Annotated in this window: 13 protein-coding genes and 1 tRNA gene; 9 read left to right on the forward strand and 5 right to left on the reverse strand. The window is 61.8% G+C overall.

Annotation, left to right across the window (positions count from 1 at the left end):
- Positions 1 to 63 precede the first annotated feature (63 nt).
- The 5 genes from lysA to FLP30_RS01070 all read left to right on the forward strand — a co-directional run bounded on the left by lysA (position 64) and on the right by FLP30_RS01070 (position 7,591).
- Complete coding sequence (lysA, locus tag FLP30_RS01050) at positions 64 to 1,407, forward strand: diaminopimelate decarboxylase (protein ID WP_149277961.1); 1,344 nt, start codon at positions 64 to 66, stop codon at positions 1,405 to 1,407.
- The gene (locus tag FLP30_RS01055) at positions 1,404 to 4,184 is read left to right on the forward strand and encodes a DUF4175 domain-containing protein (protein WP_149277962.1); all 2,781 of its coding nucleotides are present in this window, start codon (positions 1,404 to 1,406) and stop codon (positions 4,182 to 4,184) included. The genes lysA and FLP30_RS01055 overlap by 4 nt, the downstream gene beginning before the upstream one ends.
- 41 nt (positions 4,185 to 4,225) lie before the next feature.
- Positions 4,226 to 5,212 carry a UDP-glucose 4-epimerase GalE gene (galE, locus tag FLP30_RS01060; protein WP_149277963.1) on the forward strand — a complete coding sequence of 329 codons (987 nt, stop codon included), beginning with the start codon at positions 4,226 to 4,228 and terminating at the stop codon, positions 5,210 to 5,212.
- Positions 5,213 to 5,532: 320 nt separating this feature from the next.
- Positions 5,533 to 6,450 (forward strand): aromatic amino acid DMT transporter YddG, encoded by a 918-nt coding sequence (yddG, locus tag FLP30_RS01065; RefSeq protein ID WP_149277964.1) that lies wholly within the window; start codon positions 5,533 to 5,535, stop codon positions 6,448 to 6,450.
- A gap of 157 nt (positions 6,451 to 6,607) precedes the next feature.
- A complete protein-coding gene (locus FLP30_RS01070; RefSeq protein ID WP_149280138.1) occupies positions 6,608 to 7,591 on the forward strand; it encodes a zinc-dependent alcohol dehydrogenase family protein in 984 nt (327 codons plus the stop codon).
- A gap of 108 nt (positions 7,592 to 7,699) precedes the next feature.
- Here FLP30_RS01070 and FLP30_RS01075 read toward each other — a convergent pair whose 3' ends face one another.
- On the reverse strand, positions 7,700 to 8,029 hold the full coding sequence (locus FLP30_RS01075; RefSeq protein WP_149277965.1) for an ArsR/SmtB family transcription factor: 330 nt from the start codon (positions 8,027 to 8,029) through the stop codon (positions 7,700 to 7,702).
- A 99-nt stretch (positions 8,030 to 8,128) separates the two neighbouring features.
- Between FLP30_RS01075 and FLP30_RS01080 the strand changes: the two genes are divergently transcribed.
- The gene (locus FLP30_RS01080) at positions 8,129 to 9,220 is read left to right on the forward strand and encodes an NADH:flavin oxidoreductase/NADH oxidase (RefSeq protein ID WP_149277966.1); all 1,092 of its coding nucleotides are present in this window, start codon (positions 8,129 to 8,131) and stop codon (positions 9,218 to 9,220) included.
- Positions 9,221 to 9,442: 222 nt separating this feature from the next.
- Here FLP30_RS01080 and panB read toward each other — a convergent pair whose 3' ends face one another.
- A complete protein-coding gene (gene panB, locus FLP30_RS01085) occupies positions 9,443 to 10,261 on the reverse strand; it encodes a 3-methyl-2-oxobutanoate hydroxymethyltransferase (RefSeq protein ID WP_168200026.1) in 819 nt (272 codons plus the stop codon).
- Positions 10,262 to 10,455: 194 nt separating this feature from the next.
- Between panB and FLP30_RS01090 the strand changes: the two genes are divergently transcribed.
- Positions 10,456 to 10,541: transfer RNA gene (locus FLP30_RS01090), tRNA-Tyr, on the forward strand.
- Positions 10,542 to 10,937: 396 nt separating this feature from the next.
- On the opposite strand, the gene FLP30_RS01095 is transcribed toward FLP30_RS01090, so the two are convergent.
- Genes FLP30_RS01095 through FLP30_RS01105 form a run of 3 tightly spaced genes read right to left on the reverse strand, consistent with a single transcriptional unit; the run spans position 10,938 to position 13,781 of the window.
- Entirely contained in the window at positions 10,938 to 11,825 is an 888-nt protein-coding gene (locus FLP30_RS01095) for an S-methyl-5'-thioadenosine phosphorylase (RefSeq protein ID WP_149277967.1), read from the reverse strand.
- On the reverse strand, positions 11,812 to 12,540 hold the full coding sequence (locus FLP30_RS01100; RefSeq protein ID WP_338028490.1) for a cytochrome c1: 729 nt from the start codon (positions 12,538 to 12,540) through the stop codon (positions 11,812 to 11,814). The genes FLP30_RS01095 and FLP30_RS01100 overlap by 14 nt, the downstream gene beginning before the upstream one ends.
- Positions 12,541 to 12,596: 56 nt before the next feature.
- Positions 12,597 to 13,781: a cytochrome b gene (locus FLP30_RS01105; RefSeq protein ID WP_149277969.1), complete on the reverse strand. Its 1,185-nt coding sequence runs from the start codon at positions 13,779 to 13,781 to the stop codon at positions 12,597 to 12,599.
- Between the two features lie 172 nt (positions 13,782 to 13,953).
- Between FLP30_RS01105 and hemF the strand changes: the two genes are divergently transcribed.
- Both hemF and FLP30_RS01115 read left to right on the forward strand, forming a co-directional pair.
- The gene (gene hemF / locus FLP30_RS01110) at positions 13,954 to 14,868 is read left to right on the forward strand and encodes an oxygen-dependent coproporphyrinogen oxidase (RefSeq protein WP_149277970.1); all 915 of its coding nucleotides are present in this window, start codon (positions 13,954 to 13,956) and stop codon (positions 14,866 to 14,868) included.
- A 71-nt stretch (positions 14,869 to 14,939) separates the two neighbouring features.
- A complete protein-coding gene (locus FLP30_RS01115; RefSeq protein WP_149277971.1) occupies positions 14,940 to 16,097 on the forward strand; it encodes a hypothetical protein in 1,158 nt (385 codons plus the stop codon).
- Positions 16,098 to 16,102: the final 5 nt, after the last annotated feature.

Raw genomic sequence — 16,102 nt, forward strand, 5'->3', positions numbered from 1 at the left:
CCACCACGATAAGCCCCACGCTTTTCCCTCCCTGCCCGCTTTATTTCAGGTCCTGCTCACCCAATGGCTGACACTGCCCCCCCTACCGACGCCGATCCCACACTGGCAGAACTGCTGGCCACCCACCCCCACCTCCAGACCGACCCTACCTGTGGGCTGGTGTTTGAAGGGGTTGCCCTTAATGCCATTGCCGATGCCGTAGGCACCCCCTGCTGGGTTATGGGGGCTGGCACCCTGCGGCACCGGCTGCGCCGGATGCAGGCCGCCATGCAGGCCGCGGGGCTGAATGTGGGCATCCATTACGCCGTCAAAGCCAACGACCACACTGCCGTGCTGTCCCTGATCGGGGAAGAAGGGCACGGGGCGGATATTGTCAGCGGGGGTGAGTTGGCCCGGACTCAAAGAGCCGGTATTGCAGCCGGGCGTGTTGTCTTTTCCGGCGTTGGCAAGACCGATGCCGAGCTTGAGCAGGCCATCAGCCTTGGCGTTGGGCAGATCAACGTGGAAAGTGCTGAAGAGCTGGCAATCATTTCCGCCATTGCTTCACGCCTGGGGCGGACAGCCAAGGTCGCACTCCGGGTCAACCCCGATGTGGACGCCAAGACCCACGCCAAGATTACAACCGGACTGGCTGCCAACAAATTTGGCATTCCCTTTGCCGATGCCGCAGCCCTGTACGCTCATGCCGCCAGCCTGCCGGGCGTTCAGCCTGTCGGCTTTGCCACCCATATTGGCAGCCAGATCCTGACTGCAGCCCCTTACCGCGCCGCATACGCCCGTGTTGCCACGCTGGTACGCAGCGTGCGCGACAGCGGCCTGAGCGTCGAAGTCGTAGACTGTGGCGGTGGGCTTGGCATTTCCTACCGCACCGAGGCCGAAGGCCAGCCCGAAGCTCTGGCAGGTGCCATCCGTGCGGAACTTGGCGACCTTGGCGTGCGTCTGGCGATCGAACCCGGCCGCTGGCTGGCCGGACCTGCGGGAGTGCTGCTGAGCAGCGTCATCCTGCGCAAGGAGCAGGGCATGGCCGCCCCATTCCTGGTGCTGGACAGCGCCATGAACGAACTGCTGCGCCCCAGCATGTATGATGCCTGGCACGGTATTCTCCCCCTGGCTCCGCAGGCGTTCAGCCAGCCAACGGAACTGGCCCATGTTGTCGGCCCCGTGTGTGAAAGTGGGGACACCTTTGCGCGTGACCGCCTGCTGCCCCGACTGGAACGTGGTGCCCGGGTGGCCATACTGGACACCGGTGCCTACGGGTCTGTCATGAGTTCGACCTACAACAGTCGCCCTCTGGCCGCGCAGGTTCTGGTTGAAGACGGACGCTGGAAGGTGATACGCCACAGACAGACAGTGGAGGAACTGTGGCAGGATGAAACAATGCCTTCCCACCTTGCCGGACACGCATGAGCGCTGGTGGCCCGAAAACTGATCTGACCGCCTCAACGGCGGAAGGAGGCGCACTGGCGGCGCGGCTGGCCAGCACTCGCAGCCGTGCTGCCTATGTGCTGTGGGCCGAGCGCCTGTGGCCCGCGCTGTTGCCCCCCGCAGGTCTGCTGGGGCTTTATACTCTTGCCGGGCTGCTGCGCCTGCCCCAGAGCCTGCCTGATGGGCTGCGCCTTGTGCTGCTGCTTGTTGTTATGGGGCTCTGTGGCTGGTGGGCCTGGCGCAGACTGCGGGCACTCACCGCGCCCTCACCCGCCAGTATCGACCGCAGGATCGAGCAGGCATCCCACCTGCGGAACCGCCCCCTCGCCACCCTGACAGACATGCCTGTGCGGGCGGTGGCACAAGCAACCTCTGTTTTGTGGGAGGCGCACCAGCAGCGGGTTCTGGCCTCCCTTAGCACACTGCGCGCAGGCTGGCCGCATCTGCTACCCCGCACACTACCGGGCAGGGCCGCGCTGGTCTTGCTGCCTGTCACCCTTGGTGCGACAGCCCTACTTGTCGGCCCCTCCGCCCCCGGTCGGGTGCTGGCTGCCTTTCTGCCCGGCACGGATGACCCCGATGTGCCTCTGCCCCATCTGGAAGCCTGGATTACCGCCCCGGCCTACGCGCCGGAAGCCCCGATTTTCCTTGGTGCTGGTGCCCAGACCACGCCACAGGTTGCCGAAGGCGCGCGGCTGACAGCCATTGTCTCAGGCGTAGCCTCCCCCCCTCAATTACGCACCGCCAACGGGCTGGTATTGCGCAACGAGACCCGCCAGCAGCTTGATGCGCATAGCTGGAAACTGACTGCCACCCTGACCCATGGGGGCACGTTACGCCTGCGCGCGCGGGGGCGTATGCTGGCCCAGTGGCCCGTGACCGTGCTGCCCGATGCCGCACCCCAAGCCCAATGGGGGCCAAACCCTGGAGCCCGCAAGGGGGAATGGCGCACCTACCTGCCTTATGCCGCCAGCCATGCCTATGGCCTGTCATCGCTTGAAGTATCGCTGCAAGCCACGCACCCCGGCCGTGGGGCGGACACTGCCCGCAGGCTGACTGTGCCCATCCCGCTGACAGGCCACCCCCGCTCCACCAAGGGCGAGATTGCCCCCGACCTGTCGGAAGACCCGTGGGCCGGGCTGGAAGTTACCGGCAACATTGTCGCGCATTCTGTCAGCGGTCGTGAGGGCAAAAGTGCTCCTGCCACCTTCCGCCTTGGTGCCCGCGTGTTCCATGCGCCACTGGCCCGCGCCATTCTGGACGTTCGCAGGCGCTTTGCGCTGGGGCAGGAAAATCGCGCCGACACCGCCACAGACCTGGAAACACTGGGCACGACCCCTGGCCCCCTGCGTGAACATACCGGCATGTTCCTCAATCTGGCTGCTGTCATCGCCATTCTGGAAGACAATGCGGTTGATACCCAGACTGCACGCACCAGCACCACCAACCTGCTCTGGGATCTGGCACTGGATATAGAAGACCGCCGCACGGGGGATGATGCCAGCGCTCAGGCCTCGATCGACATCCGCGCGGCACAGGCAGCCGTGGCGCAGCAGTTGGCGCGTCTCCATGAAACCGGCAAGCAGGACCAGAACGCTCAGGCGGAACTGGAAACACGGCTGCAAACCCTCAAGGAAGCCATAAGCCGCAAGATGCAGGCCATGGCGCAGGCAGCGCTGCGTAACAACACTGCCATACCCGATCTGTCGGGCCTGTCAGACGCGGGCAACAAGGCGTTTTCCCGCCTGATGAAACAACTGCGCTCTGATGCCATGAACGGGCGGGCGGAAGATGCCCTCAAACGCCTGCAGGACATGGAGAGTGCGACCGAGCGCATGCGCAACGCCACCCCGCAGGACATGGCCGATCTAGCCCGCCAGATGCTGGCGCGCCAGAAAGCGCAGGAGCAGATGGCCGCCCTGAACGACCTGTCCAAAAAGCAGATGTCCCTGCTGGACCACGCCCAGTCCCGACTTGATGAAAACCAGCGCGCCCGTGACAAAAAACTGTCCGATCTGGCAGACGACGGTGATGGTGAAGCCGCTGAACACGCCGGTATCCCCATGGCGGAACTGCTCCAGCGGCTTGGCATTGGCAACACAGCAGGTAGTGCGCCAGCACCGGCCCCTCAGGACCAGCAGACGCAGCCCTCTCTGCCAGACCCTGCCAAAGCCGAGCAGCAGGCCGCCGCCCGCAGGACAGAGCGCGCCACACAGCATGCGCTGGAACAGGCGCTGGATGAACTCCAGAACGAGTTCCATGCCCTGACCGGCAAAACCCCCGATGCCTTTCCCACCGCGCACGACAGCATGCATGCCGCCCGCAAGGCTCTGGCTGACGGTAACGACGCCAGCGCCGCCCAGGCCCAGACCAAGGCACTGGAAGCCCTGAACAAAAGCCGCCAGCAGATGCGCGACATCATGCAGAATAACGGCAAAAACAGCCCCCCCAGCTTCTTGCCTGCCTTTGGCAGCCCCTCCGAAGGGGATGACAGCGGCCAGGGTGGTGCAGGCAGCCCGCAGGACAGTGCGGATGACGGGGCGCAGGAACAAGGCCGCAGTGCAGACAAGCGCGACCCGCTAGGCCGCAAACTGGGTGAAGGCCAAGATCAGACCGAAGACGACAGCACGCATATTCCCGATACTGTCGCCCGGCAGAAGGCGCGCGAGATCGAGCAGGAACTCCGCCGCCGCGATTCTGACCGCACCCGGCCCCAGCAGGAGCTGGAGTATCTGGACCGCCTGCTCAAACCTTTCTGACGCCGCCGTCTTTCCATCACAAAGGACTATCCAGCAGACTCATGGCCCGCTTTCTTGTTACCGGAGGCGCCGGATATATCGGCAGCCATGTTGTCCTGGCCCTTCTGGACGACGGGCACGATGTGGTGGTGCTTGATAACCTGCGCACCGGCCACCGGGCCGCTGTGCCACCTGCCGCCACCTTTATTCTGGGGGACATAGGCGACTCTGCCTGCCTCGACCGTGTTCTGTCCCGTGGCCCATGGGACGGCGTGCTGCATTTTGCGGCCCTGTCCCTTGTGGGGGAAAGCATGCTGCACCCCATGCAGTACATGCAGGTCAATGCCGGATATGGGTACGGGCTGATTGATGCCTGTATCCGCCATGGGGTGCAGCGCTTTGTTTTTTCCTCCACCGCCAACCTGTTCGATGCGGCCCCCACGGCATTGATTGACGAGGACACCCCCCTGTCCCCCGGCTCCCCTTATGGGGAAAGCAAGTTGATGGTGGAGCGCGCCCTGTACTGGGCGGACAGAATCCATGGCCTCAAAAGCGCCTGCCTGCGCTACTTCAACGCCGCAGGAGCCGACCCGGCGGGCCGCGCGGGGGAAGACCACAGGCCCGAGACCCATCTGATCCCACTGGTTATTGATGCGGCTCTGGGCCGTCGCCCGGCCCTGACCCTGTTTGGGGATGATTACCCAACCCCCGACGGTACCTGTGTCCGCGACTACGTGCATGTCTCGGACCTGGCACGGGCGCATCTGGCTGTGCTGCCCCTGTTGAATGAGCGGAGTGTTGTGTTCAACATCGGCACCGGGCTGGGTAATTCCAACCGGGAGATCATCACCGCAGTCCAGCGCGCCAGCGGTCTGGATGTACCCTGGGTTGCTGGTCCACGCAGACTGGGCGACCCGGCCCGGCTGGTTGCAAGCCCCGCCCGCCTGCACGCGGCAACTGGCTGGACCCCTGCTTTCACCTCCATCGACGCTATTGTCGAAACCGCCTTCCTCTGGCGCAAGGCCCACCCACAGGGCTACGGGGACTGATACGGTTTTCTTGAAATAATAGGATAACCTGCACAGACTGTGCGACCGCGCCCACAGCCGCGCCCGATCAGATGATGGCAACATGCGGGAGCGAAGCAGCCTTGTAAGACTTGATGAGCGAAAGCTCTGGCCAGACACCTCAAGGCTACTCAACGCGCAACCTACCACACCACTGTCGGCTTTTTGCCCGCTCTGGAAAGAATAGAGAGCGCCTACGTCTTTCAGACTAGCGGACTCTCCACCGACGCTATATGCGCGGGAAGAACCAACAAACCGCCCGACCTCCTCTCCTGAGGCAGGTCCATCAGGGTCTGTGACCTATGCCCACCATTCAAAACTCTCGCTCCAGTGCCCTCACCAAAGAACACCGCGCCACCCTGATCGGGCTGACGGCCATTATGTCATGGAGTCTGGCTGTCGGGTGGGTACGCAGTATCAGCAATGACTATGGCCCGGTTGGTGGCATGGCGCTGATGTATACTGTTGCCTCTGCTCTGCTGTTCCTGCTGCCGGGCCGGGTCGATTTCAAAACGATCTCTTATCGGTATCTACTGTTGGGGGGCGTATTATTTACCGGCACGGAGCTGACATTTTCATTATCGATTGGTTATGCGGTCAATAACCATCAGGCCATTGAAGTCAGTATGATCAATTACCTGTGGCCGACCTTTACCATGATCGCGTTCATACTGCTCAACGGGCGGCGGCCGACACTGCTGATTATCCCCGGTGTGCTTATGTCGGCTGCCGGTGTCTTCCGGGTGCTAGCAGAAGGGCATGGTATTGAATTTGCGGCAATCTACAGAGACATCGCCTCCAATCCGCTGAGTTATGGTCTGGCATTGTCTTCTGCCATTTTATGGACGCTGTACTGCACGCTTGCCGCCAGAATGTCGGGCGGCAAAAATTACGTGCCTCTTTTCTTTGTCGTTGTGGCGACGATCCTGTGGGGTAAATTTCTGCTCAGCAGTGACAGCATGGTCATGCCCAATGGCACCGCTATCGTACACCTGCTGGGCGGAGCCGCCGCAATGGCAGCCGGATACGCTGCCTGGAATACGGGTATTTTACATGGCAACCGGACACTCCTTGCCGGGGCATCCTACTTCATCCCTGTTCTTTCGGCGGCTTTTGCTGCGTTCCTGCTACAGACCCACCTAACGGTCACCTTCTGGCTGGGGGCAGGCATGGTCTGTGGTGGGTCTGTGCTGTGCTGGGTTGCGACACGCCGGACATAACGCCCACTGGCCCATTCCCAGCCCTGACCGCAGGTAAGTGGCTTTTCTGTCAGCCTGTCTCGACTGAGCCAGATCAAGGACACCCTCCCTACAAAGCGTGGTAGCCTGCGCGTGGCTCATCATCTACCGGGCCATGAAAACGGGAGGGCTGTTGACCATGTTTGCCATGCGCCTGCACGCGCCGGGTACGCCCCTGCGCTGGGAAAACGTACCAGACCCCACCCCCGGACCGGGGGAAATACGCGTCAAGGTACTGGCCTGCGGGGTCTGCCGCACCGACCTGCATGTGGTGGATGGGGAACTCCCCCACCCGACAGTGCCGATTATTCCCGGCCATCAGATTATCGGGCGAATTGACCGCCTGGGGGCCGCGGTCAGTTCCCTTTCTGTTGGGCAGCGCGTGGGCATACCGTGGCTGGGGCATACCTGCGGCCACTGCCCCTACTGCACCAGCCAGCACGAAAACCTGTGCGACCACCCGCAATTTACCGGCTACACGCGCGACGGTGGATACGCCACACTGGCCGTGGCCGATGCCCGTTTTACCTTCCCACTGGGTGAAAAGGGAGACGATGTGGCCCTTGCCCCCCTCCTCTGCGCCGGGCTAATTGGCTGGCGGGCCTTGGGCAAAGCACAGGATGCCCAGAGAATCGGGCTCTACGGCTTTGGGTCCGCCGCCCATATCCTCACACAGGTGCTGGCCCATCAGGGCAGGCAGGCCTACGCCTTTACCCGCCCGGCCGATACACGCACGCAGGAGTTTGCCAGAAGCCTGGGGGCCTGCTGGGCAGGGGGCTCGGAGTCCCTACCGCCAGACGCGCTGGACGCCGCCATTATTTTTGCCCCTGATGGCACTTTAGTACCCGCCGCATTGCGGGCCGTGCGTAAGGGCGGGCGAGTTGTGTGTGCGGGCATACACATGAGCACAATCCCCGCGTTTTCCTACGACCTGCTGTGGGAGGAACGGGAATTGGTGTCCGTCGCCAATCTAACCCGCCAGGACGGTCTGGATTTTCTTGGCCTGGCAGCGCGCATGGATATTCGCACCACAACAACGCGCTACGCCCTGCAAGACGCCAACACAGCGCTGGATGACCTGCGGCATGGCCGTTTTGAAGGGGCCGCCGTGCTTGTGCCCTAGGCGAAGGTTTTAGACACGATCAAAAAAACCATAAATTCTCAAAGGTTTCTGAGAACGCTTTTTGCAAAAAGCTTCAAAGACAACAGCCCACGGCACCAGCTTACAGCATCACTCTTCGGCGCACGTCCCGCCATCACGGAGCAGGCTGGCCAGAACAGAAGCCAGCAGGCCCGGAAAGCGCACCTCCAGTTCCTGCTCCCGCAGACTGTTCATATGGGTCACGCCCACAACCTCGGTGCGCAAAACCCCAGCGCGGCGCAACACCGCAAAATGGTGCGACACCGAGGACTTGGGCCGTCCATCATCCAGCGCGGCACAGCTTTGGGGCTGTGTAATCGCCAGCTTGTACACAATGCCAAGGCGGAACGGATCGGCAAGCGCATGCAGCACCTGAAGGAGTTGGATATCCGCAATATCGGGGTGCTGGTACTGTCTCATAGCCACAGCCTATAGCTTTTTCCCTTGCTTTGCCCAATAGTTCCATTAAAGTCGAACTATTGAGGCCTTACGCCCGCTCTCAAAAGGGACATACAGGATATGCCTGCTCTTTTCGATCCTTATACCCTCAAGGATGTCATTCTCCGCAACCGTATCGCCGTTGGTCCCATGTGCCAGTATATGGCACAGGACGGTGTACCCAACGACTGGCACAGTGTGCATTATACCTCCCTCGCACGGGGTGGGGCGGGTCTGGTCACGATCGAGGCCACCGCAGTCTCGCCCGAGGGCCGCATTTCCCCCCACTGCCCTGGTTTGTGGAACGACACTCAGGCCGAAGCTTTTGCCCCCATTGCTGCAAGCATTCGCAAGGCCGGTGCCATTGCCGGTATTCAGCTTGCCCATGCAGGCCGCAAAGCCAGCGCCAATGTGCCGTGGGAAGGGGACGACCATATTCCCGCTTCCGACCCGCGTAGCTGGCAGCCCATTGCCCCCTCCGCCGTTGCTTTTGGCCAGAACCTGCCCCGCGTCCCACAGGCCATGACACTGGACGACATTGCCCGCGTGAAAGCCGACTTTGTGCGGGCAGCCGAACGCGCGCGTGATGCCGGGTTCCAGTCCCTGATGCTGCATTTTGCCCATGGCTATCTGGCACAGAGCTTCTGGTCCACCCATTCCAACCAGCGCACCGACTCCTATGGTGGCAGCGCGGAAAACCGGGGCCGTTTCCTGCTGGAAACACTGGAAGCCGTACGCGCTGTGTGGCCTGAAAACCTGCCGCTGAGCGCGCGTTTTGGCGTGATCGAGTTTGATGGCAAGGACGAGGAAACCCTTGCGGAATCGATCGACCTTGTGCGGAAAATGAAAGCCCTTGGGCTTGATTTCATCGATGTCAGCATCGGCTTTTCCACCCCCGAAGCCAAAATCCCCTGGGGGCCAGCCTTCATGGCGCCGATTGCCGCCCGCGTCCGCAAGGAAGCCGGTATTGCCGCCACTACGTCCTGGTATATCAGCGAAGGTCGTCAGGCTGATGCCCTGGTGCGCAACGATGTGCTCGATCTGGTTACCCTGGGTCGCCCGCTGCTGGCCAACCCGCACTGGCCGCAGGAAGCCGCTCGTGTCCTGCATGCCCCCAATGCCGCCAAGGTACTGCCGCCTTCCTACGGGTGGTGGCTGGCCCGCTACCAGTAAGGCGGCTGGCCTCTTGCACTTGCCGCACACGGCCTGGGCAAGGGGCACCATCTGCTTGGCGCGCTAGCGTGTGCACTGCCCCGCCAACGCGATACTCAGCCTATTCTCCCACATTTCTGGGATGGCTGGTTTCGTGAGCCGTCAGGGTAACGTCGCCTTTTTGAAAAAAGGCGACACCCAAAAGCTTTTATCTCAGCCCCAGATTTGGCTTGGGGCAGATTTTCAATCCTCTACGGGCATGCCCACACATTCCGCAGGCCCCGGAAAGCTGCGTTCACGCACAGCCTGCGCATAGGCTGCTACCGCGCTATCCACCTCACGCCCCAGTTCGGCAAAGCGCCGGACAAAACGGGGGGTGAAGGTCCCGAACAGGCCCAGCATATCCTCGGCAACCAGCACCTGCCCGCCACAGGCCGGGGAAGCCCCGATACCGATTGTCGGCACTGACAACTTTTGGGCGATCTTACGGGACAGTGGCTCGTACGTGCTTTCAATCACTATAAGGGCAGCGCCTGCCTGCGCCACAGCTACCGCATCTTCCATAATCTGTTCTGCCTCGTCCCCACGCCCGACGGTGCGGAAGCCACCATGCGTATGCACAGCCTGTGGTTTGAGGCCGATATGGCCAATAACCGGAATACCCCGTGTGACGAGGAAATGGATTGTCTCTGCCATTTCCAAGCCCCCTTCCAGCTTGACGCAGCCTGCGCCACTTCTGGCCATGATATCCGCCGCAACACGGAAGGCCTGCTGGGGGCTTTCCTGATAGCTGCCAAAAGGCAGATCGACCGCCACACAGGCCCGCTGGCTCCCACGCACCACGGCCTGAGCGTGCGCCACCATCATATCCGGCGTGACCGCCAGAGTGGACTCCATACCGTACACGACCATGCCCAGAGAATCCCCAACCAGCAGCAGGTCGCAATGGGGGTCAAGCAGGCGGGCCATGGGTGTGGTGTAGGCCGTCAGCGCCACAATAGGCGCATCCAGCGCGGCCAGAGACCGTGGGGTGTGCCGTCGGACCGTGCTATGAATGCTCACTCGTCTTTTTCCCGTTTTTAGATGCTCAGGACAGATGGCAGCACCATTCTCCCTAAGCTGGAAGCTGTCCACCCCGGAGCGGCAAAGAAACCCCGATTTGAACGCCCCTGCCCTGAACAGCCTGTGCGTAAAAGAAAAATCATTCCAAGCATTGACAGGACTCACGCAGACGGGTAGGTGATTGCCAACACGATGGAGGGGTGCCCGAGTGGCTAAAGGGGGCGGACTGTAAATCCGCTGGCGTACGCCTACGTTGGTTCGAATCCAACCCCCTCCACCATGTTTTCCAATACAATTTAAAAAGTGTGGTTCTGCTGTTTTGCAGGAATAACTGCATACACATCACCTTGCTGATGTCGGCACAGTGATAGCCCACCATGCAGCAGCCTGCGTTCAAAACGCGGTCCAACCTCCCCACGGACACGGCTGGCGCACTGCGCCTGAGCACGGCCACCACGTAAGTGCTAGAAACACATCCCCAGCACGCACCCGCTATGCATATGCGTGAATGACGCATGTGCGTAAAACAGTGCGCCGCCCAGCACGGCCGTCAAACCAACAAAAATATAGAACTCAGTTCTGTGCATGCCTCACCATTCCCCCTGCTGTGTGCCCATACAAAAACGCCTGCCATGGGACTGGCAGGCGTTTCGTGCAGACCGGCTTGAGACGTCTTTTACAGAACGCGCCCGGCCACTGTCTTGAGCTTGCTGATCAGTTCTGGGTCGCGCGCATCGGGCGCGGTAATCAGCGCGTATTCCAGGGAACGGTCACACCCGGCCTGGCACGTATGGCGGGCCTTACCCCCAAGAGCCGGGATAACTGCCTTGACCAGTGCTTTTGCTTTGGCGGAGTTGGCCTGCATGATCTTGACCACGCTATCCACGCTCACATTGTCATGCTCGGTATGCCAGCAGTCATAATCCGTCACCATGGCGACGGTCGCGTAGCAGATCTCAGCTTCCCGGGCCAGGCTGGCTTCAGGCATGTTGGTCATGCCAATGACCGAGCAACCCCATGTGCGGTACAGTTCGCTTTCCGCACGGGTGGAAAACTGCGGGCCTTCCATAACCAGATAGGTGCCGCCACGGGTAACATCCATCCCCTGCTTGCGGGCTTCGGCCTCCAGCACATCGCCCACGCGGGAGCACAGCGGGTCCGCCATGGACACATGGGCTACGCAGCCAGTGTCAAAAAAGCTTTTTTCACGCGCGATGGTGCGGTCAATAAACTGGTCGATAATGACAAAACGGCCAGGCGGCAGTTCTTCCTTCAACGACCCCACGGCGGAGAGCGAGACGATATCCGTCACACCAGACATTTTCAGTGCGGCAATGTTGGCCCGGTAGTTCAGGCGTGAGGGCGGAATGGGGTGCCCCCGGCCATGACGGGGCAGAAACACGCAGCGCACACCATCCAGACGGCCAAACAGCAACTGGTCGGACGGGCTGCCCCAGGGGGTTTCAACCGTGCGCCATTCCTTGTCTTCCAGGCCGTCAATATCGTACAGGCCCGACCCACCGATCAGGCCGATTACGGGTTCCAGTGTTTCATTTTCTGACATCAGACCAGACTCTCCGGTTCAAAAGCACAAACAGAAGCGCAAGAAAGCACAGATACAGCCCCGCACCTACCCCCAGCCGATGCCTGGTGTCCTGATGTGGCGCGGAAACCCATGCAAGAAATGTTGTGACATCCCGAGCCTGCTGCTGCACGGTCGGCTCCGTGCCATCCGCATAGTGGAGCGCGCCCTCATGCCAGGGCGGTGGCATGGCCGTAAAATGCCCAATGGCATAGGGGTTTGCAAAACCCTTACCCTCAACATGTCGGGCATCGGGGGCAAAGCCGGTTAGCAACGCATACACACGGTCGGCCCCGCCAGGATAAACCGAGACCATGCGGGAAAGATCAGGGGGAACAATCCCGCCATTAGCGGCCTTGGCTGCCGCCGGACTGCCAAAGGGCATCGGGAAGGCATCATCCGGTCGCCCTTTCCGATATTGCAGGTGGTTATGGGCGTCCAACCCGTCAGGCACGCGCCAGCTTGCGGCCAGTGCCAGAACCTGCTCGGAATCCAGCCCCATATCGGCAAGGTCAGAAAAATGCACCTGTGCCAGACCATGGCAGGTGGCACAGACAGCGGCATAAACGCCGTAGCCACGCTGGACGGCGGCCAGGTCAAAATGCCCCAGCGGCCCCTTGAACGACCATGCCTGCGGGGGGGCGGGCTTTGGCCCTTCCGCCGCATTGGCCCAGACCGGGGCAGCACATGCCACCATGATGGCTGCAAAACGGGAGACTACAGGCCCCATACCTGCGTGTCGGGATAGCACCATCACGCTCCCTCCCCCGCCATGCGGCTACGCAGAGGCAGAAAAAGTAAAAAATAGGCGTAATACAGCGCACAACCCAAACGCCCGGCCAGAAGCCACCCCCCAGCCACATGGTGCCGCCCGGCAGCCGCCACAAGCACAGCCCCCCCGACAAGACAGGCCAGTGCAACAAAAGCCGCTACCCGCCCCACACCAGTCGCCCCCTGCCCGGCCCGGCCCTTGTCCAGCCAGGGCACCGCAAACAAAATCGCGACTGCCCCACCTGACAGCACCATGCCAAACAGACGCGACGGAATAACCTGCATCATGCCGTAAAAAGGCAGGAAGTACCATGCGGGCTCAATATCAGCAGGCGTATGCAGCGGGTTTGCCGGGCGATAATTGGCGGGCTCGATAATCAGGCCCGGCCAGAAACACAGCACCAGCACAAAAGCCAATGCCAGCACGACCACCGCCAGCATGTCGCGCACTGTAAAATAAGGGTGGAACGGCAGGCTACCGACATCACGCATCGTCCGCCCGGAGGGGCTGGAGCTGCCACGCCCATGCACCATGGCCACATGCAGCACAACACCACCCACAATCACGAAGGCCAGCAGAAAATGCAGGGTAAACATACGGTGCAGGGTCGGTGTGCCCGGGCTTGAGCCGCCCAGAAAAATCCCTTCCAGCTCCGGCCCCAGCACTGGTATGGCCCCAACCGCCTTGCTGGCCACATCTGCCCCCCAATAGGACATTTGCCCCCATGGCAGCACATAACCAGCAAAGGCTGTCACCATCAGCAGCGCCATAAGACCACAGCCCCCCAGCCACACCCGCTGGTGTGTGGCCAGGTAGCAACGATAATAAAGCCCCCGCAGGATATGCCCGTACAGCACCAGCATGCAGAAGGACGCCCCGGTCATATGCAGCCCGCGCATTAACCAGCCATAGGGAAAGCGCCGCTCCAGAGCCTCGACACTGCCAAATGCCAGCCCCGCATCTGGCGTATAGCCCAGGGTCAGCACCAGCCCGGTCATCAGCATAAGCACCAGCACGGCAACCAGCATGGCCCCCAGAGTCCAGGCCCAGTTAAGGTCCCGGGGCAATGGCAGGCCCGCGTAACCCCGTAGCCACGCCGCCCCCTGTTGTGCCAGTGGTTGCGCGCTGTCGTGCGCCGTATGTTCTGGTGGTTTTCCGCCAGCCATGGTGCCCTGTCCCCTGCCTCAGCCACGCCCCATCAGGCGCGGCACCGGTTTACCGGGGAACGGGCACGTCTTGCAATGACCGCCAGAGGAGCGCACCCCTAGAGCCCTGCCTGCCTGGGCGAGTCTGCGCCCTGGCTGACACACAGGACAAGAACAGAAGAGCCACCCACCCATGACCCCCAGCACGCCTGCCACCGTTCCCACCCACGACACCCTGCGCGACAGCGCCCGCCACTGGTTTGAGACCCTGCGCGACCGGATTTGCGCGGCGTTTGAGCAACTGGAAACCGAAGCCGTGGAAGGCAACAGCCCCGTTCTGGCAGACCGTGTGCAGGCTGGCCGCTTTGAGCGCAAAGCCTGGCAGCGCCAGAATGAGGACGGCACCCCCGGCGGTGGCGGGGTCATGAGCCTGATGCGCGGCCGGGTGTTTGAAAAAGTGGGCGTGAATGTCTCCACCGTGGAAGGCACCTTCCCGCCCGACTTTGCCACCACCATTCCTGGTGCTTCTGAAAACCCTCATTTTTTTGCCACCGGCATCAGCCTTGTGGCGCATCTGTGCAATCCGCTCGTCCCTGCAGCGCATTTCAATACACGGCTGATCATTACAACACAGGGCTGGTTTGGCGGTGGGGGGGATATTACCCCCATGTTCCCAGAAAGCGCACAGGCGCTGGAGGATGCAGAGCGCTTCCATGCCTCCTTCGCTCAGGCCTGCGCCACGCATGACCCGGAGTATTACCCGCGCTTCAAAGCCTGGTGTGACAAATACTTCCACCTGCCACACCGCAATGAACCGCGTGGTCTGGGGGGTATTTTCTACGACAAGCTGGATAGCGGCAAACCGGAGATGGACTTTGCCTTCACGCGCGATGTGGGGCTGGCTTTCCTGTCATCCTACCCCGACATCATCCGTAGCCGCATGATGCAACCCTGGACCCCCGCCGAGCGCGATGCCCAGTTGATCCGCCGTGGCCGGTATGTGGAATTTAACCTGCTGCACGACCGGGGCACACTTTTTGGCCTGAAAACCGGCGGCAATACAGAAGCGATTCTGATGAGCATGCCGCCCGAAGTAAAATGGCCGTAATACAAAGTGCCGTGATTCTGCCAACAATCTGGCGTAGGATGCCCCGCTGAACAGAAACAGGACCATAATGCTTGCCCGCGCCTGACACCGCCCACACTCATACCAAGACCTCCACACCACGCCTGCCCGTGCTGTCGCGCCGCCTTTTCATGGGTGGTCTGGCGGGCAGTGCCTTGGCGGTGTCATCGGCGCATGGGCAGGAAGTGCTGGCCGATTCCCCTCTGCCCAATACGCCACCAGGCACAGCGGAAGGGCGGATTATTATTGCAGGCACGGCAGAAACCCTGTGCGGGCGCTGGGCAAGCCTGATGACCCCCCTTATGGCGCAGGCACTGCACCATAACGACAGCTTCCAGCTTCAACCCACCACTGGCTGGGACGGTGTGACAGGTGCCAACCTGTTTGAAACCCGCCAGCAAAGTGCCACCTCCCCCCTGGCCCTGATCGCCCCCGGCTCCGCCATGCTGGCGGCCATGGTGGGCGACAGCCGTGTGCATTATGACTACCAACGCTGGCTGGCTATATTGAGCGTCTGCCAACCCACGGTAACAATCGGCCGTGTGGCGCTGCACCGCTCACTTGGCACCATGCTGGGCAACCACCGCACACGGGTTGCCGTGTCCAGCCCCACCGGGCTGGAACTGCCCATGCTGCTGGCCTTTGAGCTGCTGGGCCTGCGCCCCCAGCCCATAACAGGCCAGGCAACGCCAGAGGCCGCCATGGCGGCGCTGACCGCAGGCACGGTAGATGCCATTCAACTCCCGCTGGACCCCCAGTTTCCTGAACGCGCGGCCGCACTGGCGCAGCAGGGGTTTGGACCGCTGTTTTTAAACACGACCCACACGGGCACTCAGACCGACATGACCGGCCTGCCCCCTGATTTTATGAGCATCCTGCAACAGGAAAGACCAAAAGCTGCGCTAACACCGCTGGCTCAGGCCTGGCTGGCCGCTACTGCTGCCGCCAATACCAAGGCTGTTCTGCTACTGCCCCTGCTCAGCCAGCCCGCAACCGTCGCCCGGTGGCGTAATGCCGCAGAAATTTGCGCGGCCATGCCACAAGTCCGTCAGGCTGCCAGTGCGGACAGGCAAACCCTGCTGACGGGCGCGGACTGCATGGCCCTGTATAGCCAGCTCATGCCTGACACCACGGTTATCATGGCCCTGCGCCGCTGGCTGGCAAGTAACCTGCCGCAATGGCGGGACATGGCGCTGCGGGGCAAGACCTAAGCCAC

This window comes from Acetobacter vaccinii, assembly GCF_008365315.1.
Classification (GTDB): Bacteria; Pseudomonadota; Alphaproteobacteria; order Acetobacterales; family Acetobacteraceae; genus Acetobacter; species Acetobacter vaccinii.